Origin of the sequence: Pseudomonas sp. BS3767 (assembly GCF_900099665.1) — a bacterium.
In the GTDB taxonomy this organism is placed as follows: domain Bacteria; phylum Pseudomonadota; class Gammaproteobacteria; order Pseudomonadales; family Pseudomonadaceae; genus Aquipseudomonas; species Aquipseudomonas cerasi.
The window spans coordinates 410,094-432,160 of record NZ_FNCX01000003.1 but is presented as its reverse complement, the minus strand read 5'-3'; the positions used below and the strand labels follow the sequence as shown (position 1 = coordinate 432,160).

Below are 22,067 nucleotides of genomic sequence, written 5' to 3'. Positions count from 1 at the left end.
GTTACGCGTAACACCGAGGTCAGCCCCAGAGCATTACAGTTTCGTCGGAGGATGCGGGAAGGTCTGGCAGAGTGATGATCAGCCCCACCCGAAAGGGTTGAGCCTCATCAGCCAGGCCCTGATTGGCATCAAGCACTGCCTCCACAGAGCCGTTTAAGTGGCCGTAGTGGTTGAAACAAAGGGTATCGAGGATATCCCCGTCAGACGTTCTGCATATCGTCGCCATAGCGTGTGAACTCCAGCGTGAACGCCTGCTTGCGAGGGATACCCCCTTGCATCAGAGCGCTCTGGTCTTCCTGAATTTTCTTCAAGCACCAGTTACCCAGCACGGCCCCATACCCTGTGGTCAGCGCCAGAGGCACGCCCAGACCTGCGATGCCACGCAAAGTATCGAGCTGTTTGATCCCGCCTTTGACGTTGGGGAACACCGCCCCCTTGAGCGTCAGTGACTCATCACCCATACCGATGTTCTGCTGTGCCGGTCGACGCGTGAGACGCTCTTGCGATGCCCAGCGAAACTCACTGGAACGGCTCAGTTCGTCGAACGCAGCGGTGTCCAGATTGAAGTAGTACGGCTCGGCTTTCGCGCTCAGCGGCTGCAAGATCAGAAGATGCTCAAACGGTTTGACCGCTTCGACAGCCGGGGTTTTCTGCGCGGCAAATGACGAACTGGGCACCACGTTGGCCAGCGCGGGACTGATACTGCCAGCCACCTTGTTGATGGCTGTCCCGGCTTTTGCTGCCTGCTCTTTGAGCACTCCCAAGCGCTCGTCAATCTGCGTCGCCGCCCTTGATGCACGACTGTATGTCGACACCACAGCCCCGACCTTCGCCTGGGCCGCATTGACACCCCGCATCACGCGTTGAAGCTTGGCCCCGGTTGCGGGGCCTACGATGGGCAGGCCCTCAAGTTCGGCGGTCGCACCACTGATTTCGCTGATCGCGCCATTGACCGGCGAAAGCATGCCGTCCAGATCGCGACGACCTGACTCACCTGCCGCCACCAGGTACTTCATACCCGACTGCAGTTGTTCCATATAAGCCATATATCCCCCTACTCGACGTGCGGAGCATCAAACAGATTCGACCGTTGCGACTGCTGCGCCGAGTCGCGCATAGCTCGCTGAATCATCGGCTCCAGATCTCGCATCAGCTGCTGCGGATCTTTCACATCACCTTGAACGGTCAGTGTTATTGGGGCATTTATCGAAACCTGCTGTTCGTACTTGGGTGTCGGCATCTTGGGTGCTTCGGGCTTGATGACAATCGGCGCGGCAGGACTCAGTGCTGGCTTTTCCGTCATGGCCCGCCCTACGTCCCCCATCAATGGCCCGGTAGGAGCCAGCGCTGGAGCTGGCCCTCGAGCCATCAGCGGCACCCGGTCGTTGTCGAAAGCCTTGGCCGTCGCACCCAGCGTGGGTACTACCGGGCCGGGCAGCGCGACCGGAACCGAAGGCGCAGCCAGCAGCGACACCGGCTTGTTCTCTTTCTCCGGCGTGCCAAACAGCTCTTTGCCCAACAAGCCGCCGACCTCACCGCCGCCCCAAGACCCCAGGGCACCGCCAATGGCCGCGCCTATCGCCGTGCCCACGACCGGCAAAATCATCGTGCCAATCGCCGCACCGGCCGCAGCACCACCCCAGCCGCCCAGCGCGGAGCCCGCAACTTCGGTAGCCCCTTCCAGTTTTTTCTCGATAGGGTCATCCGACTGATACAGCTCGACCGCTTTCAGGCCAGCGCTGATTACCGCTTCGCCAGGCAAAACCTTGGCCTTGCCTGCCATCTTGCCCAGCAAAGGCATAATGCTTCGTTCAGCAGCCGCAGGAAGCGGCGGCACAGGGATGGGCATACGTGAGGCCGGACGAATACGAGGAGCATCGGTCGGACGGGGTGGCACCGGGCGAATACGCGATTCACCGGCCAGGCTTGGCGGTACCGGGCGGATGCGCGGCTCACCGGGCGGGCTTGGTAGTATCGGACGGATGCGCGGCTCACCGACCGGACGCGGCGGAACAGGCCTGTTACGCGGTTCACCAGTTGGACGCGGTGAAACGACGGGCGCACGAGACCCAGCGCCTGCACGACGACGTGCGCGGGCTGATCGCCGTCCTCTACGTGATGTATCGCGCTGGCCCGGCAAACCCGATCCGGCACCTATCTCCGAGGCGTTCACCACGAAGACGCGCTGCAGGCCGCCCCCTTCGCCAGAAGCATTGGAACCGCCATCTGAATCCGCACCAGTCTCCAGCGTCTCGCGGTAAGCCTCCAACGCAGTGAACCCAACCCCCAGCAGCCCTTTAGGCCTTTTGGCCTCACCGTCTGCATCAGCGCCTTTGGCCTCGTCGTTCTTGGCGTCATCATCTTTGGCGTCATCCGGCTTGTCCTTGTCGACCAGCTTCGCACCGGCTTTGGACGCCACTGTCAGGCCAACGCCCAGCAGCGCAGCGACACGCGCTTTGCGCCCAGCGGCTGCAGCACCAGGCGCGGCCCCTGCGGTACTGCCAACACCTGCAGCTTTTGCGTTGGTCACAAAAACTTGCTGGACCTTCCCAGCTCCGCCGCCGACCGTCCCTCTGGCAAGGTTCATCAGGCCCTTGCCGATTTTGAATGCACCGAAGGCTGATTTCGCAACCAGCAGAGCACCTATGGCCCCCGTCAGTCCCATAGCCAGGTTCGGCATCTTGTCGCTGACGGTGGTGATGCCTTGGGCTACGGTCGTCAAACCTTGCGCCACGGCATCGGTTGCCGGTCTGATCGCATCGCCCACGCTGCGCATGGCATCGTTGGCGGCCTGTGAAAGCTCGGCCCACTTCTGCGACGAGCCTTCCCGGCGCTCGGCCAGGTTCTTGTCGAGAATGCCCGACGCGTTGCGGGACTGCGATTTCAGATCGTTGTACAGCTGCTTGTTCTGCAGGTACGCGGTAAGCGCCGCCTTGACCTGCATGTCCGCAAAGATGTCGCCGGTTTTCAAAGCCTGCGACAGCGATTCCATCATCGCTTTGGCTTTAGCCGGATCTGTTTCCTTGCTGATTTTGGACGTGGCGGCCGCCATTGCTTCGGCCTTTTTCGGGTCCGTCTTCTGGATGTACTGCTGGGCCAGCGCCATGCTGGACTCCAGCGTGGACATGCCTTTCTGCAGGCCGGTTTGCATCGAGCCTTCGTAATCGATACCGGCCTTTTTGTAGGCATCGACCGTATCCGAAGCACCGATTTTGCCCATCCAGTTTTTCAGGTTGTTGGCCGCCTCGTCAGAGCTGCCCGCCGTCTTCATCTGGACCTGCAGCATTGCACCGAGCTGCGTCACTGCGTCCATGCCGGTGATACCAATACTGCCCATGTTGGCCAACAGTTCGGGAAACCACTTTGCCATGTCGGAGGCTTCGAAACTGCCCGCCTGCCCTTGGTAGGCGATGGCCTCCAGAGCCTGCTGCATTTCCTTGGCGTCGGTGATCTTGGCGTTTTGCCCCAAGGCGTTGATCATCTTCGCTGTGTCGGTCCCTTCGGAACCCTGACCGACCACGAATTTGGCGGCAACCGGTGCGTACTCCAGCGCCTTGCTCAGTTCCATACCGGCACCGACCAGTTGGTTGACTACGTCAGCGACTTGATTGCGCTCCATGCCGGTATCACGGGCGGTCGTGATGATGGTTCGTGACATCTCCGCTTCTTGCGGTTTGTTGGCAATACCAGCCTTGATCGCAATGTCGCGAACAATCGCCCCGAAGTCCGCGCTGACTTTCGTCGGGATCGCCAAGGCCCCGGTCGCTACTACGGCTTGCCCGACCGAGCTTTTGACCGTCTCCCGTCCCTCGCTCATCTGCCGTCGGCCTTTGGCCTGCAACTCCGCAGAACGAGCCGTGCGCCCCATTTCCTTATAGGCTTTGCTCAGCCGTCCGACCTCGACGCCCTGCGCCTTGAGGCTATCGAGGTTCGAATTCAAACGTGACAGTAACGCGGTCGCACCGGCCTGGCCCGTTGCATGGGCTTTGCGCCACTCCTCGCGCAACTTGATCGTTTCGCCAATCGTGCTCTGCAGGACGCGAGCCTTGGCACCTTTGTCGTCCAGCGCCTTGATACGGCTCTCAACGTCCTTGAAGGCCTTGCCTACGGTTGCACTGACCGCGCCACCGATGACAAGGCCCAGCTTCAAACTATCACTCATAGACCACCCGAGGCGTTCAAAGGGGGATCAATCCATGATCCACCACAACATTCGATTGAAAGGCATTGCCTCGATCTCAGCAGCGGAAAAGCCCGTCTCCGCTGCCAACTTGCGCGCCGCCTGTCTCATGGTCTCGGGATTACAATTCATCCTCTTCGACCAGGCGAAAATAGCCTTCCTGCAGGCGGCGATAATCGCGCTGTTTCATTCGGTCCAGATCGTCCCGGCCAGCCTCGATCAGGCTGCAGAACAAGTGGAGTTCGTGGGCCTCGGGGCTGCCATTGGCAGCGGCCGCTGCAGCGCGGGTATCCCTGACGCAAGGTGCGCGCATTGTTACCTTGTCGACTTTCACGGTGTTGATTTCCACCGGGTACTTCAGCGTGATGATCGCGCCTGAATCCGTCAGGACAATCCACGACGGCAGCGGAGTGGTTTCGTTGTTGCCAGTTACTTGAGTCATGTTCGTTCCTTAAAGGCCAAGCGCGGCAAGACATGGGCCGTGTTCGTCGCCGAGCTGGAGCGCCTGGGTTATTCGGTCGAATGGCGTGTGATCCGAGCGTGCGACTTCGGCGCGCCGACCAGCCGGGAACGCCTGTTCATGATTGCCCGCTGCGATGGCCTGCCAATCGTGTGGCCAGAGCCGACCCACGCCAAGCGTCCCGCCAAAGGCCAAAAGCCTTGGAAGACCGCCGCAGAATGCATCGACTTTACCGACTTGGGCAAAAGCATATTCGGACGCAAGAAGGATTTGGCCTCAGCCACACTGCGCCGAGTCGTGAAAGGTATGAAGAAGTTCGTCATCGATAACCCGGCCCCGTTCATCGTCCCGATTGCGAACTGGTCGGTCGGGAATGTGCAGCCCTCAAGTGCGCCGCTGCGCACGATCACCTCCTATCCAAAGGGAGGCGCGTTCTCTGTGGTCAGCCCTGTCATCGCACCAGCAACCCACCAAGGCAGCGACCGCATCAACGATCCGCTGGAGCCATTACCTACAATCACCTGCGCCAACCGTGGCGAACTGACGCTGATCAGCCCAACCCTTATCCAGTCTGGTTACGGCGAGCATGAAGGCCAGAAGCCTCGCGTGCCAGGAATCGATCAGCCTTTGGGCACTGTAGTAGCGGGAGGTGTCAAGCATGCCCTCGCATCGGCGTGCATAGTCCAGGCAGGCCACGGCGAAGGAACTGGTGCAACCAAACGCCGCTCCCATGGCGTGAACGACATCCTTGGCCCGGTCGGCACTGTTACAGCAAGCGGTGGTGGCCAGTCGGTCAGCGCTGCGGTGATGATCCAAGCCAACGGCGGGTTCAACACCACTCACGCCAAAGACATTCGCGATCCGATGACTACGGTGACCAATTCCGGCAGCCAGCAGCAACTTGCAGTGGCGAACCTGGTTCATCTGCGCGGCAACTGTGATGCACGAGACGTGAATGATCCGCTACACACGATAAGCGCCGGCGGGCAGCACCACGGACTGGTCACGGCTTTCATGGAAAGGCAGTTCGGTGCCAGCGTGGGCCAGCCACTGGATGAACCTGCGCCTACCGTTACGGCTGGCGGCGGGAAAAGCTCAGTCGTATCGCTCAGGCTCTCCCCAGAACATGAGGAAGGCGCACTTCGTGTCGCAGCATTTCTGATCAGCTATTACGGGACCGAGAACGTCAGCAGCGCAGGCGAACCAGCACCAACGATCACAACCAAGGATCGCTTGGCACTGGTCACCGTCATGTTCAAGGGCACGCCCTACGTGATCGTCGACATCTGCCTGCGGATGCTCAAGCCGTCCGAGCTGTACAAGGCGCAAGGCTTTCCCGCCGACTACGTCATCACACACGGCGCCGACGGCAAGCCATTCACCAAAACCCAGCAGGTCCACATGTGCGGCAACAGCGTCAGCCCTCCGCCGATGGCCGCAATTGCCAAAGCAAACGACCCATGGCGGCAGATCGAACTTTGCAGGGAGGCAGCATGAGCCGCACAGGAGCACGTGACAGAGCGCGCAGACAGCTTACCGAAACCCTGACGCTCTTGAGTGAAGCCGTAGCCATTCTTGGCAGGTCGCGCTCGCTGATCGAGCGCATCGAGACCCAGGACGCTGCCCAGTATCTTGCAGATCTGGACGCTTTTTGTGGCCGCCCATTTCCAGCGCAGGTCAACCAGCACCCTGATAATCAAGCTGTTGATACGTTCGCTGCCGCAATGAAAACTAAGCTTGCCGAGGCCCGCGCCAAAGGTCGTCATGGCTGGAGTGAGTCATGGGTACAGGACAAGGAACTGGCCGAGCTGATGGTTGAGCATATTCGCAAGGGCAATGCTGGCAACTTCGAAGACATAGCGAACTTCGCCATGATGCTGCATCAACGGGGCGCTGATCCGATGGAACTGATGTTGGCTTTCAACAAAGCCAAGCTCGGTCCGCATCTGATGACGCGTGTTGAACAAGCGCTTGAGGGGATAACCAGACAAGTCACAATCGAATCAGCCGATCTGCACGGCGAGCCGGTGGCTTGGGATGTGCGCACCACTAATGGAAGCTGGTGCAAGACTGTGAGAGGCCGCGAAACCGCAAAGGCTGCTGAACAGCGCGGCTTTCGGATAGAGCCGCTTTACCGCCATGCCCAATCAGCCGAGACGGATGTAGATGAGCGGTTGGAGACACGACAATGAGCACAATAGCGAAAGTTCTGGACCCATGCTGCGGAAGTCGTATGTTCTGGTTCGATAAGGCCAATCAGTCAGTTTTGTTTGGCGATATCCGCGACGAAGAACATGTCTTGTGCGACGGCCGAGTTCTGAAGGTTAAGCCCAATGTCGTAATGGATTTCCGCTCGCTTCCATTCGAAGACGGGACTTTCAAGCTTGTCGTGTTCGATCCACCACATCTGACGCGCGCTGGAGTCGACAGCTGGATGCGCGCCAAGTACGGCGTACTGACAAAGGACTGGCGCGAGGACATATCGAAGGGTTTCACCGAGTGCTTTCGAGTGTTGGCCACCGATGGCGTGTTGATTTTTAAGTGGGCCGAGACCCAAGTGTCGGTGAGCGAGCTGCTGGCATTGACCAATCAGAAACCACTGTTTGGTCACAAGTCCGGCAAGCGCGAGAAAACACACTGGATCACCTTCATGAAGCAGAGCGGGACGACGTTATGAAAGACCTAAACATCGACGCTGACAGCGCTGAACTGCTCGTCACTCTACGCGCTATTGTGGTTGAGCTGCGTGCTCCGAGGGTTTCAATAGATGATGAATTATGGACCTTCGAAGACATCGCCCAATACTTAAAGCTATCTCAATACACGGTGGAAAGGCGCGTGGTGGTTCGCCCTGGATTTCCTGAGGCATTGCAGCCATGCGCTTCAGGCAAAGGAACGAAAGCGGTTAAACGATGGTTCGCAGGTGAAGTGATCAAATGGGCGCGCCAAAATCGGGCCAAACTACCTAGCGCCCGGAGCCCTCGCAAGGCCGCATGATTAATTACGGAATCGCTTGGATTTGAACAGTCTGTTCCATCGAGCCCGTCCAAAATAAACCGCTAAATAAGAAGATTTATCATCATCACCGACATCGGTGGTGATGGCACGATGGACACTGCTGATCGAAGTAAAGTACTGTGGTATCCAAAGGCCGGTAAGCTATGACTTGAGCCGGACCGAAAAATCGACAGGGCATTTCAGGTCGGGCAGCAACAAAGCAAACGGTTGGTGAATTTGGGTGATATACCTGTTATACCGACGTGAGCAGTACAAAGAATCATGGCAGCGAAAAATCAGATCATTCAAGGAATGAATATTACTGCCACACCCTCTACTGAAAGGAATCAAAATGGCAAATTTAATATTAGAGTCGAGCATTAAAGATAAAACCATTTGTGTGGGAGTAGACGGCGAGGTAGTTCCAGAAATACCTTTTTATACAATTCACATAAGCAGCTTAGGCCGCATCCGCGAAGACGTAATATTCTCGACAATCTTATCAAGCTCAAGACTCGGAGAGCGTATTGAAGCTAGATTGGAGAGAGCCGATGATGATAATATTTTTTGCATTTATATCTGTAGTGAGCCGAAAGACGAGTTTTTCATTAGCTCCCCCAACCATAATGGGTTAGTGATCAAGCAGTTTTTTTCTTTTGCAAATGGTGACATCACCTTGCTAGAGAATTCGGCTGGAGCAGAAAAAATAAATAACCAAGCCGCTTCGAACAGTGCGCCTTTGTACGCAGACACCCGAGATATCGCCAAGTGCAACTTCCAAGTAGTGGTATTTTGCGCAGGAGCCTACATATACAACACACTACCTCTAGAGGGAATCACAATAAAGCCCATTGAAAAAGGACTAAACAATCTCCCAATACTAGAAGCCATAGATAAATATTTGCTTGAAAATCACACAATAAATATTTTTGCGAATGGAAAAAATGGACCATGGCTTGAAACACAACCCACCTTTGCCGTGCACTTTAATCATGTCGTTTCAGCCTCTAGAGAAAGCGCTCTTGCATATACCAAGAGAACAATAGACTACATGAGAGACATTTTAGCACTTGACAGAGGCGACAGGCCTTATCCATTTATAACACTACTACTTGATCGCGACACGTTGAACTGGGCACTATACCCCTCAACCTACGATTTCAGAGGAAACTTACTAGCGCCATTATTTCCGCACTCGAACGCAGACCAAATTGAAAGGCTACGTCCAGTAGTAGAAAAAAACCCATTCGCACGACTAGTCCTTAGCCTTTACGTACAAACTATCACCGAGAAAGATCGATCCTATAAATTTTTTAGACAATGGTCTCTCCTTGAGATGATTGCTGAAAAATATATCAAGACTTCGAGCACTCCATTGAAATACAAAGATGGCTCAATCATTTACCGTGAACCCGGCAAAGAGCTCACTACAAAAAACAATTCAGGCAAGGTGTATTCTCTTCTATGTTCGCGCAGTATTGCGCAATCTATTCAAGGGTTTTCTGATGGTACAACAGTAGTTATTGAGGGCTCTGATGGGGGGTACAATCCCGGTGGAAAAATAATATCTCTGTACCTAGCCGTAGCTGCGGCCTATGCTGTGAGAAATGCAGTTGCACATGAAGGTTTTTACGATAACTTAGCTGAGCCAAAAAATGAAAAACAAGAGCTAAGCAAAATGCTTTATAACGGAGTTTATGGTTTCTTAGAACATTGGGTAGCAAGTGTTGCCCTGGCAGAAATATATAAGGACAGTTAAGTTCCAGCTCAGAGATCATGACCTGCCTCCTTGAACACATTGAAGTAAGCTTGTTTTTGTTTCAAGGCGTTGCCCCGCGTAGGACTGACCGAGTGGAGAGCTGCTCTTACACTTGGGCACCCATCGCCTAGATGCACCAGCGGTGGGGGGTGGGGTATGCGGAGAGCGAAGTATAATAATCTTCACGACGCAAGATTATACAGTTGGTGATTCAACCGTGGGTAGGTGCAGCGGAAACGGTCCACCTGATGGTAATCAATTTCTCAATCAGTCAAGCCGCGCGGCCATCTCGGCCGCCGTGGCGTTGTAGTAAACCATCAACGAACGAGGGTCTTTGTGACCTGTAATACGGGCGAGATCCAAGACGTCAACTTTTCGAGCAAGCCGAGTTGTCGCTTCGTGCCTGGTGTCATGGAAATGCAGATCAATGATATGCAACTCATCTCTGACCTTACGAAACATCGCATCAGCAGACGCAGAGCTGAGCCTGAAAACCTGACTATCCCCAGCACGTTCACCCACCAGCACTTGCAACAACTCCCCTGCACGCCTTGTTAGCGGGACATTGCGGCTCTCTCCATTCTTGGTCATTTCTAAATGAACGTATCGGTCCTTCAGTCGAACGTCTCTCACCTTAAGGCCAAGAATCTCCCCCTGCCTCATGGCCGTCTCAAGTGCCAACAAAAAGGCATAGGCCAGCTCCTGCTGCAAAGTAGTAGGTGCCAGCCCCTCAACAAACCCCAACCGATTAATGAGAACAATCTCTTCCAAAGCTGATACGCGGCGATCTCTGCGCCGACCGTTGCTTGGGCGCTTGACCTCGCGCACAGGATTAATTGTGCAGCACTTCCACTCTCGCTTGGCGATCTCGAATACAGAGGACAGCAGAGTCATATCGCGCCTTACAGAAGGGCTGGCCACCTTTTTCAACCGAAGGTCACGCCACTCCGCAATCTGATCAGCGGTGACGTCCCCGATCAATTCACCCACAAACGTAAGCTCGTTGTCCATCTTATCCAGGCGCAGTTCTTCCCATCGCTGCCCAGCCTTCGTCGGAGATACATCACGCTTGTATCGCCTCAGAGCCTCTGATAGCGTCATTTGGTTGCCAGCTTTTGGCTTGCCAGCTCCCGCCAGAATTTCTGCTTCACGATGCGTTGCCCATGCCACAGCAGTTGCCTTTGTCGGGAAGGTCTGTGAGTCCCGAATCCCCAGCTTGACTACCTCGGCTCGCCATCCCCCACTTCGCTTTCTGTATGAGGCCACATCGTTACCCTATTGGCGTAAAAATGGCGTAAAGAGTACCACGCCAATGCAACCAGATGCCGCCACCTGCACACCTGCAATTGCATTAAAACCTTACAGAACAAGATGTTGCAGCCACATGCAACTTATAGCAATTATTTGTGCGACCTATTAAGATTCCCCCTCGGGGCACCACCTTTAAAAAAGACCTTGAAATTCAAGGTCTTTTTTTTCGTCTGGTGGAAAGTGCCTTGATCCAATCCTCGCTCTTCCGCCTCTTTCTCGGAATAGAGTGCTAAACGTCCAGCAAAGCCTTCCTGCATTAAACATTCGTCGTTACACACATGCCTTCGATGAGCAGTGGGCGAAGACCTCCAAATGCCGCTCCGCTAATCACTTGAACCTTTCGAAACGTAAGCACTGACAGGGCGTCTGCCTGACGTTTCTGTACGCGCATGGAACCTTATCGGGAAAATTTGCCACCCACCCGACAAATCCACAGTGGCGAACCGATTATGAGTAGCCTTTTCTACAAAACGTTGCTTGATGACTTTTCAAGATGCATGGAGATGCCCGCCTTGGCGTTTGACGATAAGGGTGCGTGCAACATGATCATCGACAAGGCATTCGCTCTGACGCTGTTGCGCGACGACACGCATCAACGTTTGTTGCTGATTGGTCTGCTTGAGCCACACGAGGATCTACCCTTGCAGCGCCTGTTGGCTGGCGCTCTCAACCCCCTTGTGAATGCCGGCCCCGGCATTGGCTGGGATGAGCAAAGCGGCCTGTACCACGCTTACCAAAGCATCCCGCGGGAAAAAGTCAGCGTGGAGATGCTGAAGCTCGAAATTGCAGGATTGGTCGAATGGATGAAGTGTTGGCGAGAAGCCCGCACGTGACCGCGCTTTCAATCTTCCGACGTATTTCAACTACTCTTGCTTAGCGTAAGGAGCTTTTAGTGAACCCTATCCATGCACGCTTCTCCAGCGTAGAAGCGCTCAGACATTCAAACGTTGATATTCAGGCAATCAAATCCGAGGGTCAGTTGGAAGTCAACGGCAAGCGTTACGAGATTCGTGCGGCCGCTGACGGCTCAATCGCGGTCCTCAGACCCGATCAACAGTCCAAAGCAGACAAGTTCTTCAAAGGCGCAGCGCATCTTATTGGCGGACAAAGCCAGCGTGCCCAAATAGCCCAGGTACTCAACGAGAAAGCGGCGGCAGTTCCACGCCTGGACAGAATGTTGGGCAGACGCTTCGATCTGGAGAAGGGCGGAAGTAGCGCTGTGGGCGCCGCAATCAAGGCTGCCGACAGCCGACTGACATCAAAACAGACATTTGCCAGCTTCCAGCAATGGGCTGAAAAAGCTGAGGCGCTCGGGCGCGATACCGAAATCGGTATCTACATGATCTACAAGAGGGACACGCCAGACACAACGCCTATGAATGCGGCAGAGCAAGAACATTACCTGGAAACGCTACAGGCTCTCGATAACAAGAAAAACCTTATCATACGCCCGCAGATCCATGATGATCGGGAAGAGGAAGAGCTTGATCTGGGCCGATACATCGCTGAAGACAGAAATGCCAGAACCGGCTTTTTTAGAATGGTTCCTAAAGACCAACGCGCACCTGAGACAAACTCGGGACGACTTACCATTGGTGTAGAACCTAAATATGGAGCGCAGTTGGCCCTCGCAATGGCAACCCTGATGGACAAGCACAAATCTGTGACACAAGGTAAAGTCGTCGGTCCGGCAAAATATGGCCAGCAAACTGACTCTGCCATTCTTTACATAAATGGTGATCTTGCAAAAGCAGTAAAACTGGGCGAAAAGCTGAAAAAGCTGAGCGGTATCCCTCCTGAAGGATTCGTCGAACATACACCGCTAAGCATGCAGTCGACGGGTCTCGGTCTTTCTTATGCCGAGTCGGTTGAAGGGCAGCCTTCCAGCCACGGACAGGCGAGAACACACGTTATCATGGATGCCTTGAAAGGCCAGGGCCCCATGGAGAACAGACTCAAAATGGCGCTGGCAGAAAGAGGCTATGACCCGGAAAATCCGGCGCTCAGGGCGCGAAACTGAAATCGGGGCTAAATAGCTGACACACTCACTGCCCTTATTACCTGTGTGGTCCTGAGATAGATTTATACCTGTTTCACACTTAAAACGCTCGATGCACCGCATCGGGCGTTTTCTATTTCAGGGGTGTTTAGCAGTTCATTAAAAGCCGGAACAGTACTGAGCGCCGCAGCCTGAATGCTGAATCAGCCTCTGATCGGTTTTTTGCTCTCCAACCGCTTTCTCCGGAGCCTTTATCACCGACTGGGTAGAGGGCGATGAGTGGTCTTGTGATAAGCCCGTTGGCGAGGAACCTGCTCGCGCGCATCACGAATGAGGATAAACAGACGGTCTCTGCCTACGCACGACAACGCAGGAGCAATCAATATGAAAAAGCCCGCTCACCGCGGGCTTTTGAATTATTTTTGAGTAGGTGCCTGATGGGTCCGAACGCGACACTGGATAAACTTGCCAACCGCTGCCTATGGGCAACGTGTTCCTCAACCTCGGCATCAACATGCCAATACTTTCCTGGCAAGTAAAAAACCCTAGGATTGAAGACGGGCGGAACAATACAAGCACCTCATACACAGCACAAGAGGAAGAGGCTTGAAAAAGAGTTCAACCTCTTCCCTGCTATCAATGCGCCCTGTCAATCCCGAACTGATCCAGCACCGGGTCAACGTTATGATCAAACGCCTTCTGTGCCTTGTGCTTTTTGACTGCGTCGATAATCGCCGAAATACCAAAACCCAAAGCCATGGCGCCGTCGATGGCCCAGCCGATCACCGGGATTGCAGCGCCCAGCGCTGCGCCTGCGGCAAGTCCTGTGGCTTCGCCGGCAACCAGGCCGACAGCGCGGCCGATCATCTGTCCGCCCAGACGACCAAGGCCGGCGGACGCCTCGCGGCCCATCATTTTCGCGCCGGTGTCTATGCCGCCCTTGATTGCCTCCGCACCCAACCTGGAGCTGTCGATGATGCTCTGAGCCGCGCCCAGCTTGTCGCCGCTGGCGAGCCTGTCAGACACTGACGCGAAGCCCATGACCGAATTGAATGCCTTGCCTCCGATACCTTGCTCGGCGAGCTGCTCGGCCAGCGAAGGGCCACCCTCTTCATCGGTCTTGCCCTCCAGCAACTTGCGGCCTTTTTTGGAGTTCTGCAGTTCGGACAAGGTGCTGGCCGTGTAGCTCTCACGCTCACCATTAACGAAATCAGCGGGCAGCACGCTTTCATACGCCGCTTTCTGGTTATCTGCGGTTTGCAGAGACTCACCGGCGTCAGACTTTTTCTGGCCAAGCAGTTGTTTCAGAGCGCCCCCCTCGCTGAAGTTGCGAACGTAGGAATCGGCAATCTTCGTTTGCACTTCATCAGGCTGGTTGTTGAATACTTGCTGGGCAGTGGGCACCTGGGCATCGGGAAACAGGTCTTTTTGCAGTTGCAGTTGAGCCGACAGGCCGGTGATGGCGCCGCTGTAATCGGGGTCGGGGTTGTGTTTGTCGACGGCCTTGTCTGCGGTTGCCAGGTCGGTTTGCAAGGCCTTCCCGCTGTTGACGTTTTGAGCCTGCTCAGTCACGGCCTTCTGCAGCGCCGAATCGCTGCGAACCAGGCTGCGCTCCTGTTCGGGAATGCTTTTGTTGAGGTACTCCTGAACGTCGGGATCGGCTTGCAACTGAGCGATTCGCTCGTTAAGGCCCGCCTCGGTCTTCTCGGTATTGCGCAAATCCCGCCCGGCTATCACGCTCTGCTGAGTCTGCTGCAACTTGATCATCACAGCGGCCTTCTGCGCGCCGGTGTAAGCCTTGGGCTTCTCGAAAACCTGGGCGTTGAGTTTGCTGATATCGATACCGGCTACCGAATTCAACGTCGCGGCGTCGCTGAGCATGCTGGCGAACTGGCCACCATTTTTGGGAGCGCTCTTTCTGATCCACTCGCTCATATTGGACGCATCGAACACCTGGTCGGGACTATGCGCAGCCTTCTTGCGCCCGGTCAGACCGGCTTCATCCACCTGGCTGAGGAAGCCCGCCTGCGACCACATGTTGGACGACTGTTTGAGCGTACCTGACAACCCGGGGTTACTTTTAATCAGCGCTTTCAGACCCTCGGCGCTGACATTGCCATCGACATCGGTCTTGTCCGCCGCCCCGACTGCATGATGAGGGTCGGCAGCCGTGGCCAACGGCATATTGGCGCGCATCACCGCTGCGCTGCGCACCATTTCAAGGGATTGAGGATCGGCGCCGGGGTTGTCTTCCATGTACTTGGCCACGTCTTTGTCGGCATTGTCGGCCGCCTTCTCCATGTTTTTGGCGAACGCCTTGAGGTCTTTGTTGGTGATTTTGCCATCTGCATTACCGCCGTCCTTGCCGACGTCGACCGCCGTCTTCAACGCAGGATTGGCATTGATGAACGCCATCGCCTTTTCGGCGTTGGGGCCATTCTCTCTGGCCATCCAGGCTGCGGCGATGGGCCGGTTGAGTTCTTTGGCGGCCTGCTCGCGCTCTTCGGGCGGCAGGTTGGCAACCATCGGTTCCCAGCGCTTGAGCGCCTCGGGCGAAGAGTATTCGGAGTTATCGAGAAACGCTGCATCGGTCGCGCTCGGTGCATTCGCCGGGTTGGAGGCCGCCGTGGGTGACGCGCTCGCGGTTGACGAGACCGACGTCATCGGGGACACCTGATCACTGTCCTGATCGACGCTTGAGGTACTTTCGCTACTGCTGCTGCGAGTCAGCAGACTCATCAGCGATGAGCCGCTTTGCTCGGTTCCCGAAAAGGACGATGGGCTGTCGTTGGCCTGGCCGAACTGTACAAAAGCCTGACCACCACCTGCGCCGCTCTGCGTGAGCGAGGCTTTGGCCAATGGCGTCTCAGCAGCCAGTTCGCCAGAGGTGGGTTGATTCACGATGCTGCCGAGGGCAGGACTGGGAGAACTGGATATACGCATGGTTGCCATCCAAGTGGTGAGGGATGGCAACTGTGTGGTTTTGCGTGCGAGTTGGTTCCAGACAGATAACCACTCAGGCAAACGGGTCTATCTGTTGCTTGAGCTGCACCCGTGCCCGGGACAACCGTGAGCGGACGGTGCCGATCGGGACACCCAGCGTGTTGGCGGTTTCCTGATAATTGCCGTCCATTTCCAGCGAAACTTCCAGGACCTTCTGCATGTTCGTCGGCAAGCAATCGATGGCCTCTATGACACGTGCCAACTGCCGGTGCCCGTCTACCTGATGAGTAATATCGCCGTGCCATTCCAGATCGGTATGGACGTCGTCTTCCCAGCTTTCCTGATAAGGCTGGCGATACATTTTGCGGAAGTGGTTGCGGATCAGATTCAGTGCAATGCCACACAACCAGGTTTGCGGTTTGCTGGCGTGCTGAAACTTGTGCTCATTGCGTAACGCTTCGAGAAACACACACTGCAGGATGTCATCCACATCATCGGCGTTCTTTACCCGCTTCTGAATGAACGCCCTGAGCATCTGGATCTGATCGGCCGTCAATTGACGAATACCAGCGGACGAGGATGGTTTGCGTGGTTCGGTTACATCAAGGATCACAAGATTCGGGAGCATGGGCTTGCCTCATTTAATGGAGTGCAAGCCCTATAGCGATAACCATGCCAGCCAAAAAATATTTATAAATATCTGTTTTATAAGACTATTTTAAAATCTGAAATTCTTTGAAATACATTTTTTTGCGCAACACGGTTTTTGGCTCTGCAGCTTTTGGCACAAACGCATAAGCCTTCGGCATCAGGGAACCGAACCGCGTCAATGACCCACTCAGCGGTCATGACCAGGCCCAGAATCGTCCTATGAAAATCGTCGCCCCGCCTACATTACCCATTCGTCCGGTAGCGCCAATCCGCGCCATCACACCGGCTGCGCGAGCGATTCCCGGCAGCGGGTTGCCTGATGAAAAAGGCACCTCGTCACTGCAGGTCTCGCGCTTCGCCGCAGCGCTGGTGCAGCACAGCCGGATACTGCGTGAGCGAGAGCTGATCGCGAGCAGGAACGCGCTGCAGTCGCGGGCCGTCAAACTGGGCGAGCTTTATCAGTTGCTGATGAGCACCAGCGACACCGGGCTGGATAACGCCGCCAGACTGCTGCGCAAAAAACTGCTGCAGGACAACGACGCCGATCTGGAACAGGTTCTGGAATTCGCTGACGGCGACGCTGCCAAGGCTCACGTTGTGTTGCAGGCAGCGCGCAAACAGGCAGAAGACGATGGGGCTGAAGAAGAATATGCAGCGCTGACCCAGACGCTTAAACATCTGCGCCGCCGATTCGGTCCGCGCGCCCGCGCCGGTATCAATACCGCAAGAGCCTTCGGGCGCCAGAACATCGATAACAAGCGCCGCACTGCCTTGCGCAATCTGTATGGCGTAGCGGTGTCGGGACAACCCAACGTCACGGGTTTGATCGAAGCCCTGATCGGCGAGCAACAGGAACCCGGCGAGTTCGACCTGAACCTGCGCGACATGCGTAGAGCCATCGCCGACGATCTTTCGGCGATTACCCCGTCGGCTTCCCATGAACAACTGCGCACGCTGATGCATGGCCTGACCACCGCGCGCCATGTCACTACGTTGCTGCGCGGTTGCGAACACCTGCTGGGACGCATGCGCAAAAAGAATCCCAAACTGACCGTGGACCCTCCGGCCTTCCTCAAACACATGCTGACCCTGACGGCCAATGGCATGAACGTGAATCAGACCTTGCAGCTGACCCAGCACATCGGGGGCAACAAACTCGAACACCAGTTGGCGTTTCTCAATGGCCTGCGGCCGATGCTGATGCAACTGCCGATCCTGCTCTGGCGGGACCTGAAAAGCCGCCAGGCCGCGCTGAATAATCTACTCACGCTGATGGCCGAGCTTACGCATAAGGAACAGAAGCAACTATACGAGGGGCTTGCCTGATGAACCGGGTCATCAACTTTCTGAACATGGTCGCGCTGTCGGCCATGCGCCGCTCGGAACTGGTCGGTGCGTTTTTTGTGATCGCCATCGTGTTCATGATGATCACGCCGCTGCCCACCGGGTTGATCGACGTGCTGATCGCCGTGAACATCTGTATTTCCTGCCTGCTGATCATGCTGGCGATGCACCTGCCAAGGCCACTGGCGTTCTCGACCTTCCCTGCCGTGCTGCTGCTGACCACGATGTTTCGTCTGGCCCTGTCGGTTTCCACCACGCGGTTGATTCTGCTCAACCAGGACGCCGGACACATCGTCGAGGCGTTCGGGCAGTTCGTGGTGGGCGGCAATCTGGCGGTGGGTCTGGTGATCTTCCTGATCCTGACGGTGGTCAACTTTCTAGTGATTACCAAAGGCTCGGAACGGGTCGCCGAAGTCGGTGCGCGTTTTACCCTGGACGCGATGCCCGGCAAGCAGATGTCCATCGACAGTGACCTGCGTGCCAACCTGATCACCGTCCACGAGGCCCGCAAACGACGCGCTGAACTGAACAAGGAAAGCCAGTTGTTCGGTGCGATGGATGGCGCCATGAAGTTCGTCAACGGCGATGCGATCGCCAGCCTGATCATCGTTGCCATCAACATGATCGGCGGCATTTCCATCGGCGTGCTGCAACACAACATGGCGGCAGGCGACGCCTTGCAGCTGTATACCGTGCTGACCATCGGTGACGGCCTGATCGCGCAGATTCCTGCGCTGCTGATTTCCGTGACCAGCGGCATGATCATCACCCGCGTGCCCAACACCGAGGCGGGTGTGGAAGCCAACATTGGCCGCGAGATCGCCGAGCAGATCACCAGCCAGCCCAAGGCCTGGATCATCGCCTCGGTGGCCATGCTCGGCTTCGCGGCCCTGCCGGGAATGCCGACCGGTGTTTTCATTACCATCGCGATCATCTGCGGTGCCGGTGGACTGCTGCAGTTGCAACGAGCAAAACCCAAGGCCGATGAGCAACGTACAGCCGCTGTGGCGCCAGAAATGAACGGCAAGGAAGACCTGCGTACTTTTTCGCCCAGCCGCCAGTTTGTGCTGCAATTCCACCCCGGTCAGGACAGCGCACAGATCGAAGCGCTGGTCAGCGAAATACGCAAGCGCCGCAACCGTCTGGTGGTGCAGTACGGCCTGACCCTGCCTTCGTTCATCATCGAGCATGTCGATGACATTGCCCCGGACGAGTTTCGCTTCACCGTCTATGACGTACCGATGCTCAAGGCCACCTTCACGCAGAGCCATGTCGCCGTGGAAGCGCGCCAGCTGGAAGGCGAAAACCTTCCAGCGGCCATCCCGGGAAATACCGACCGCCAGGAAGATCAATGGGTCTGGCTGCCTGCCGAGCAGTCTGGCGAATTGAACCCGGTCAGTTCCACGACGCTGATCATCGAACGCATGGAGCGTGCATTGCAGTCCTGCGCGCCGCAGTTCATCGGCTTGCAGGAAACCAAAGCGATCCTCAGCTGGCTGGAGTCCGAGCAACCGGAACTCGCTCAGGAAATGCAGCGGGTCCTCACCCTGACGCGCTTCTCGGCCGTCCTGCAACGCCTGGCCTCGGAGTGTGTGCCGCTGAGGGCGATCCGGGTCATTGCCGAAACCCTGATCGAGCACTGCCAGCATGAACGCGATACCAATGTGCTGACCGACTATGTGCGCATTGCGCTCAAGTCGCAGATCTACCACCAGTACTGCGGTGCCGAAGGCCTGCAAGTGTGGCTGCTCACGCCGGAAAGCGAGGGGTTGTTGCGCGATGGCCTGCGCCAGACGCAAACCGAAACATTCTTCGCGCTGAGCAACGAGACCAGCCAGATGCTCGTGCAACAGCTGCACATTGCCTTCCCGGTACGAGCTCCCGAACAGGCGGTTCTGCTGGTGGCACAGGATCTGCGCAGCCCTCTGCGTACCTTGTTGAGGGAGGAGTTCTACCATGTACCCGTACTATCTTTTGCGGAAATCAGCAACGCGGCCAAGGTCAAGGTCATGGGTCGATTCGACCTTGAAGACGATCTCGAGCCGCTGGACAACGAGCACGCTGCCTGAGCCTGCAAGGCCTGAATGCACGGAGACTTTCAGATGTTTGAATTACGCGTACTGAATGGCCAGCACCAAGGCGCGGCATTACCGCTGATCGGTGAGCAATGGTCGATTGGCTCTGCCGGGCAACACGATCTGGCGCTGGACGATGCGGGCGTGGAAAGCCTGCATTGCCGCCTGCAACGTGTCGACGACAACTGGACACTGAACGCTGAACAAGGCGCGGTCTGCGACGAACAGGGCAACGCCCGGCCGAGCATCGACCTGACGCTCAATAACGCTTTCATGCTGGGTTCGGTGTGGCTGTGCGTTTCGCCTGCGGGCGATGAGTGGCCCTCGGTGCCCGCCGTGCTTCCCAAACAGCCCGAGGCCGAATCCGGGCCGGCACACAACGATGTGCCGCTGGAGAAGGTCAAGTCCCGCTCGCAATTTCTCAACCGCACCACGGGCATCATCGCCGGGCTGCTGGTGGGCGTCATCGGCAGCGCCTGGAGCCTGACCCGCCCGCCTGCTATTGCGATGGATCAGAGCCCGGCACACCTGGCTGCCGCCACAACAGAGGCCTTGCCCGATACGCCCAAGGCACCAGCCAGGGCTGCAAACCCTGTGACCGACAAACGCATACGCCTGAGCAACGCGGATGCCGTCCGCCATCAGTTGAGCACCATGCTCAGCGACCGCCTGCTGACTGACATCAGCGTGGAAGAGACGCCCGACGGGCTGATCCTCAACGGCGATCTGAAAGAAGAATCGCTGCTGGTCTACCAGCGCATGCTTCAGCGCTTCAAGGCGCTGTATGACTCGCCGGTAACCGTCCTGGACAACGTGGGCAGCAATCGCAACACCCTGCCCTTTGTGGTGGTTCAGATCATGACCGGGCCGCATGCGCATCTGGTGACTGCCGACGGTCGACGTGTTTACGTAGGTGACGAAGTGGATGGCCTGCGCCTCACCCGAATCGATAATCAGCGTCTGCAATTCGACGGTAATCGCCATATCGAGGTGAACTGGTGAATGCAGCACTGAACCTGTGGAAAGACGCGCATGCCAAGCGTTTGAGCCAGTATTGCGCGGTGCGCGTCATTGGCCGGGTCAGCGCCGTGCGCGGGATTCTGCTGGAGTGCAGGATTCCATCGGCCAAGGTCGGCGATCTCTGTGAAGTGAGCAAAGCCGATGGCTCGTTGCTGCTGGCCGAAATCGTCGGTTTCACCCAGGAATGCACGCTGCTCAGTGCCTTGGGCCCACCCGACGGTATTCAGGTGGGCGCGCCGATCCGACCGCTGGGCGTGGCACACCGGATCGGCGTCGACGACAGCCTGCTCGGCTGTGTACTGGACGGTTTCGGGCGGCCGCTGATGGGCGATTGCCTCGGCGCTTTCGCCGGCCCCGAAGACCGCCGCACGACTCTGCCGGTGATCGCCGACGCCCTGCCGCCGACCCAGCGACCGCGCATCACCCGGGCTTTGCCCACCGGGATACGCGCCATCGACAGTGCGATTCTGCTCGGTGAGGGCCAGCGTGTCGGGCTATTCGCCGGTGCGGGCTGCGGCAAGACCACACTGATGGCCGAACTGGCGCGCAACATGGATTGTGACGTCATCGTTTTTGGCCTGATCGGCGAACGGGGTCGCGAGTTGCGCGAGTTTCTCGATCACGAACTGGACGAAACCCTGCGCCGCCGCTCGGTGCTGGTCTGTGCAACTTCCGATCGTTCCAGTATGGAGCGCGCCCGCGCTGCGTTCACTGCCACCGCCATCGCCGAAGCCTTTCGCGCCCGTGGCCAGAAAGTGCTATTGCTGCTCGACTCCCTGACCCGCTTCGCCCGCGCGCAACGGGAAATCGGTATTGCCTCGGGCGAACCACTGGGGCGCGGCGGTCTTCCGCCCTCGGTGTACACCCTGCTGCCACGGCTGGTGGAGCGCGCCGGGATGAGCGAGAACGGTTCGATCACCGCGCTTTATACGGTGCTGATCGAACAGGACTCGATGAACGATCCGGTCGCCGACGAAGTGCGCTCATTGCTCGACGGACACATCGTACTGTCGCGCAAGCTGGCCGAGCGCGGGCACTACCCGGCTATCGATGTGTCGGCCAGCATCAGCCGGATTCTGAGCAACGTCACCGGTCGTGAACATCAACGGGCGAACAATCGCCTGCGCCAGTTACTGGCCGCCTACAAACAAGTGGAAATGCTCCTGCGCCTGGGTGAATACCAGGCCGGGGCCGACCCGGTCACCGACTGTGCCGTGCAACTGAACGAAGCCATAAACGCGTTCCTGCGCCAGGACCTGCGTGAGCCCGTGCCGTTGCAGGAAACCCTGGACAGGCTGCTGCAACTCACCTCTCAACTGCCGGAGTAG

General features: G+C 56.9%; 17 protein-coding genes and 1 pseudogene. 11 read left to right on the top strand and 7 right to left on the bottom strand.

Annotated elements, in window-relative coordinates; genetic code table 11:
• Nucleotides 1-19: 19 nt before the first annotated feature.
• The 4 genes from BLR16_RS11055 to BLR16_RS11040 form a co-directional block, all read right to left on the bottom strand.
• The gene (locus BLR16_RS11055; protein ID WP_003342371.1) at nt 20-226 is read right to left on the bottom strand and encodes a tail protein X; all 207 of its coding nucleotides are present in this window, start codon (nt 224-226) and stop codon (nt 20-22) included.
• Entirely contained in the window at nt 201-1,046 is an 846-nt protein-coding gene (locus BLR16_RS11050; RefSeq protein ID WP_080484256.1) for a phage tail protein, read from the bottom strand. The genes BLR16_RS11055 and BLR16_RS11050 overlap by 26 nt, the downstream gene beginning before the upstream one ends.
• 8 nt (nt 1,047-1,054) lie before the next feature.
• Nucleotides 1,055-4,162 carry a phage tail tape measure protein gene (locus BLR16_RS11045; protein WP_092194245.1) on the bottom strand — a complete coding sequence of 1,036 codons (3,108 nt, stop codon included), beginning with the start codon at nt 4,160-4,162 and terminating at the stop codon, nt 1,055-1,057.
• Between the two features lie 139 nt (nt 4,163-4,301).
• Nucleotides 4,302-4,622, bottom strand: a complete 321-nt coding sequence (locus BLR16_RS11040; protein ID WP_005621660.1) for a phage tail assembly protein — start codon at nt 4,620-4,622, stop codon at nt 4,302-4,304.
• An 18-nt stretch (nt 4,623-4,640) separates the two neighbouring features.
• On the opposite strand from BLR16_RS11040, the pseudogene BLR16_RS11035 reads away from it, so the two are divergent.
• From BLR16_RS11035 to BLR16_RS11015, 5 genes and pseudogenes are all read left to right on the top strand, one after another.
• Nucleotides 4,641-6,137: pseudogene (locus BLR16_RS11035) on the top strand (DNA cytosine methyltransferase); the annotation flags it as partial.
• On the top strand, nt 6,134-6,832 hold the full coding sequence (locus tag BLR16_RS28870) for a hypothetical protein (RefSeq protein WP_223886433.1): 699 nt from the start codon (nt 6,134-6,136) through the stop codon (nt 6,830-6,832). The pseudogene BLR16_RS11035 and the gene BLR16_RS28870, both read left to right, overlap by 4 nt.
• The gene (locus BLR16_RS11025; RefSeq protein WP_074805621.1) at nt 6,829-7,317 is read left to right on the top strand and encodes a class I SAM-dependent methyltransferase; all 489 of its coding nucleotides are present in this window, start codon (nt 6,829-6,831) and stop codon (nt 7,315-7,317) included. Before BLR16_RS28870 ends, BLR16_RS11025 begins: the two co-directional genes overlap by 4 nt.
• Entirely contained in the window at nt 7,314-7,637 is a 324-nt protein-coding gene (locus BLR16_RS11020; protein ID WP_074805624.1) for a hypothetical protein, read from the top strand. The genes BLR16_RS11025 and BLR16_RS11020 overlap by 4 nt, the downstream gene beginning before the upstream one ends.
• Before the next feature lie 352 nt (nt 7,638-7,989).
• A complete protein-coding gene (locus BLR16_RS11015) occupies nt 7,990-9,396 on the top strand; it encodes a hypothetical protein (protein ID WP_074805627.1) in 1,407 nt (468 codons plus the stop codon).
• Nucleotides 9,397-9,663: 267 nt separating this feature from the next.
• On the opposite strand, the gene BLR16_RS11010 is transcribed toward BLR16_RS11015, so the two are convergent.
• Nucleotides 9,664-10,566: a tyrosine-type recombinase/integrase gene (locus BLR16_RS11010; RefSeq protein WP_241689280.1), complete on the bottom strand. Its 903-nt coding sequence runs from the start codon at nt 10,564-10,566 to the stop codon at nt 9,664-9,666.
• Between the two features lie 590 nt (nt 10,567-11,156).
• Here BLR16_RS11010 and BLR16_RS11005 point away from each other — a divergent pair.
• Nucleotides 11,157-11,540: a type III secretion system chaperone gene (locus tag BLR16_RS11005; protein WP_032609490.1), complete on the top strand. Its 384-nt coding sequence runs from the start codon at nt 11,157-11,159 to the stop codon at nt 11,538-11,540.
• 59 nt (nt 11,541-11,599) lie between these two features.
• A complete protein-coding gene (locus BLR16_RS11000; protein ID WP_003365117.1) occupies nt 11,600-12,727 on the top strand; it encodes a T3SS effector HopA1 family protein in 1,128 nt (375 codons plus the stop codon).
• 615 nt (nt 12,728-13,342) lie between these two features.
• Here the strand turns inward: BLR16_RS11000 and BLR16_RS10995 are convergent.
• Entirely contained in the window at nt 13,343-15,649 is a 2,307-nt protein-coding gene (locus tag BLR16_RS10995; RefSeq protein WP_003365119.1) for a type III effector HrpK domain-containing protein, read from the bottom strand.
• Between the two features lie 73 nt (nt 15,650-15,722).
• Entirely contained in the window at nt 15,723-16,277 is a 555-nt protein-coding gene (hrpL, locus tag BLR16_RS10990) for an RNA polymerase sigma factor HrpL (protein ID WP_003365122.1), read from the bottom strand.
• A gap of 242 nt (nt 16,278-16,519) precedes the next feature.
• Here hrpL and sctW point away from each other — a divergent pair, with 242 nt between their 5' ends.
• Genes sctW through hrcN form a run of 4 tightly spaced genes read left to right on the top strand, consistent with a single transcriptional unit; the run spans nt 16,520 to nt 22,067 of the window.
• Nucleotides 16,520-17,626, top strand: coding sequence for a type III secretion system gatekeeper subunit SctW (gene sctW, locus BLR16_RS10985; RefSeq protein ID WP_003365124.1), 1,107 nt, complete (start codon nt 16,520-16,522; stop codon nt 17,624-17,626).
• Nucleotides 17,626-19,713, top strand: a complete 2,088-nt coding sequence (gene sctV / locus BLR16_RS10980) for a type III secretion system export apparatus subunit SctV (protein ID WP_003365126.1) — start codon at nt 17,626-17,628, stop codon at nt 19,711-19,713. Before sctW ends, sctV begins: the two co-directional genes overlap by 1 nt.
• Before the next feature lie 33 nt (nt 19,714-19,746).
• On the top strand, nt 19,747-20,721 hold the full coding sequence (sctD, locus tag BLR16_RS10975) for a type III secretion system inner membrane ring subunit SctD (protein ID WP_003365128.1): 975 nt from the start codon (nt 19,747-19,749) through the stop codon (nt 20,719-20,721).
• Entirely contained in the window at nt 20,718-22,067 is a 1,350-nt protein-coding gene (hrcN, locus tag BLR16_RS10970) for a type III secretion system ATPase HrcN (protein ID WP_003365129.1), read from the top strand. Before sctD ends, hrcN begins: the two co-directional genes overlap by 4 nt.

Bases quoted from the DNA above. Each gene is read 5' to 3' on its own strand.
- BLR16_RS11055 (WP_003342371.1), bottom strand. From the start codon at position 226: ATGGCGACGATATGCAGAACGTCTGACGGGGATATCCTCGATACCCTT.
- BLR16_RS11050 (WP_080484256.1), bottom strand. From the start codon at position 1,046: ATGGCTTATATGGAACAACTGCAGTCGGGTATGAAGTACCTGGTGGCG.
- BLR16_RS11045 (WP_092194245.1), bottom strand. From the start codon at position 4,162: ATGAGTGATAGTTTGAAGCTGGGCCTTGTCATCGGTGGCGCGGTCAGT.
- BLR16_RS11040 (WP_005621660.1), bottom strand. From the start codon at position 4,622: ATGACTCAAGTAACTGGCAACAACGAAACCACTCCGCTGCCGTCGTGG.
- BLR16_RS28870 (WP_223886433.1), top strand. From the start codon at position 6,134: ATGAGCCGCACAGGAGCACGTGACAGAGCGCGCAGACAGCTTACCGAA.
- BLR16_RS11025 (WP_074805621.1), top strand. From the start codon at position 6,829: ATGAGCACAATAGCGAAAGTTCTGGACCCATGCTGCGGAAGTCGTATG.
- BLR16_RS11020 (WP_074805624.1), top strand. From the start codon at position 7,314: ATGAAAGACCTAAACATCGACGCTGACAGCGCTGAACTGCTCGTCACT.
- BLR16_RS11015 (WP_074805627.1), top strand. From the start codon at position 7,990: ATGGCAAATTTAATATTAGAGTCGAGCATTAAAGATAAAACCATTTGT.
- BLR16_RS11005 (WP_032609490.1), top strand. From the start codon at position 11,157: ATGAGTAGCCTTTTCTACAAAACGTTGCTTGATGACTTTTCAAGATGC.
- BLR16_RS10995 (WP_003365119.1), bottom strand. From the start codon at position 15,649: ATGCGTATATCCAGTTCTCCCAGTCCTGCCCTCGGCAGCATCGTGAAT.
- hrpL (WP_003365122.1), bottom strand. From the start codon at position 16,277: ATGCTCCCGAATCTTGTGATCCTTGATGTAACCGAACCACGCAAACCA.
- sctW (WP_003365124.1), top strand. From the start codon at position 16,520: ATGAAAATCGTCGCCCCGCCTACATTACCCATTCGTCCGGTAGCGCCA.
- sctV (WP_003365126.1), top strand. From the start codon at position 17,626: ATGAACCGGGTCATCAACTTTCTGAACATGGTCGCGCTGTCGGCCATG.
- sctD (WP_003365128.1), top strand. From the start codon at position 19,747: ATGTTTGAATTACGCGTACTGAATGGCCAGCACCAAGGCGCGGCATTA.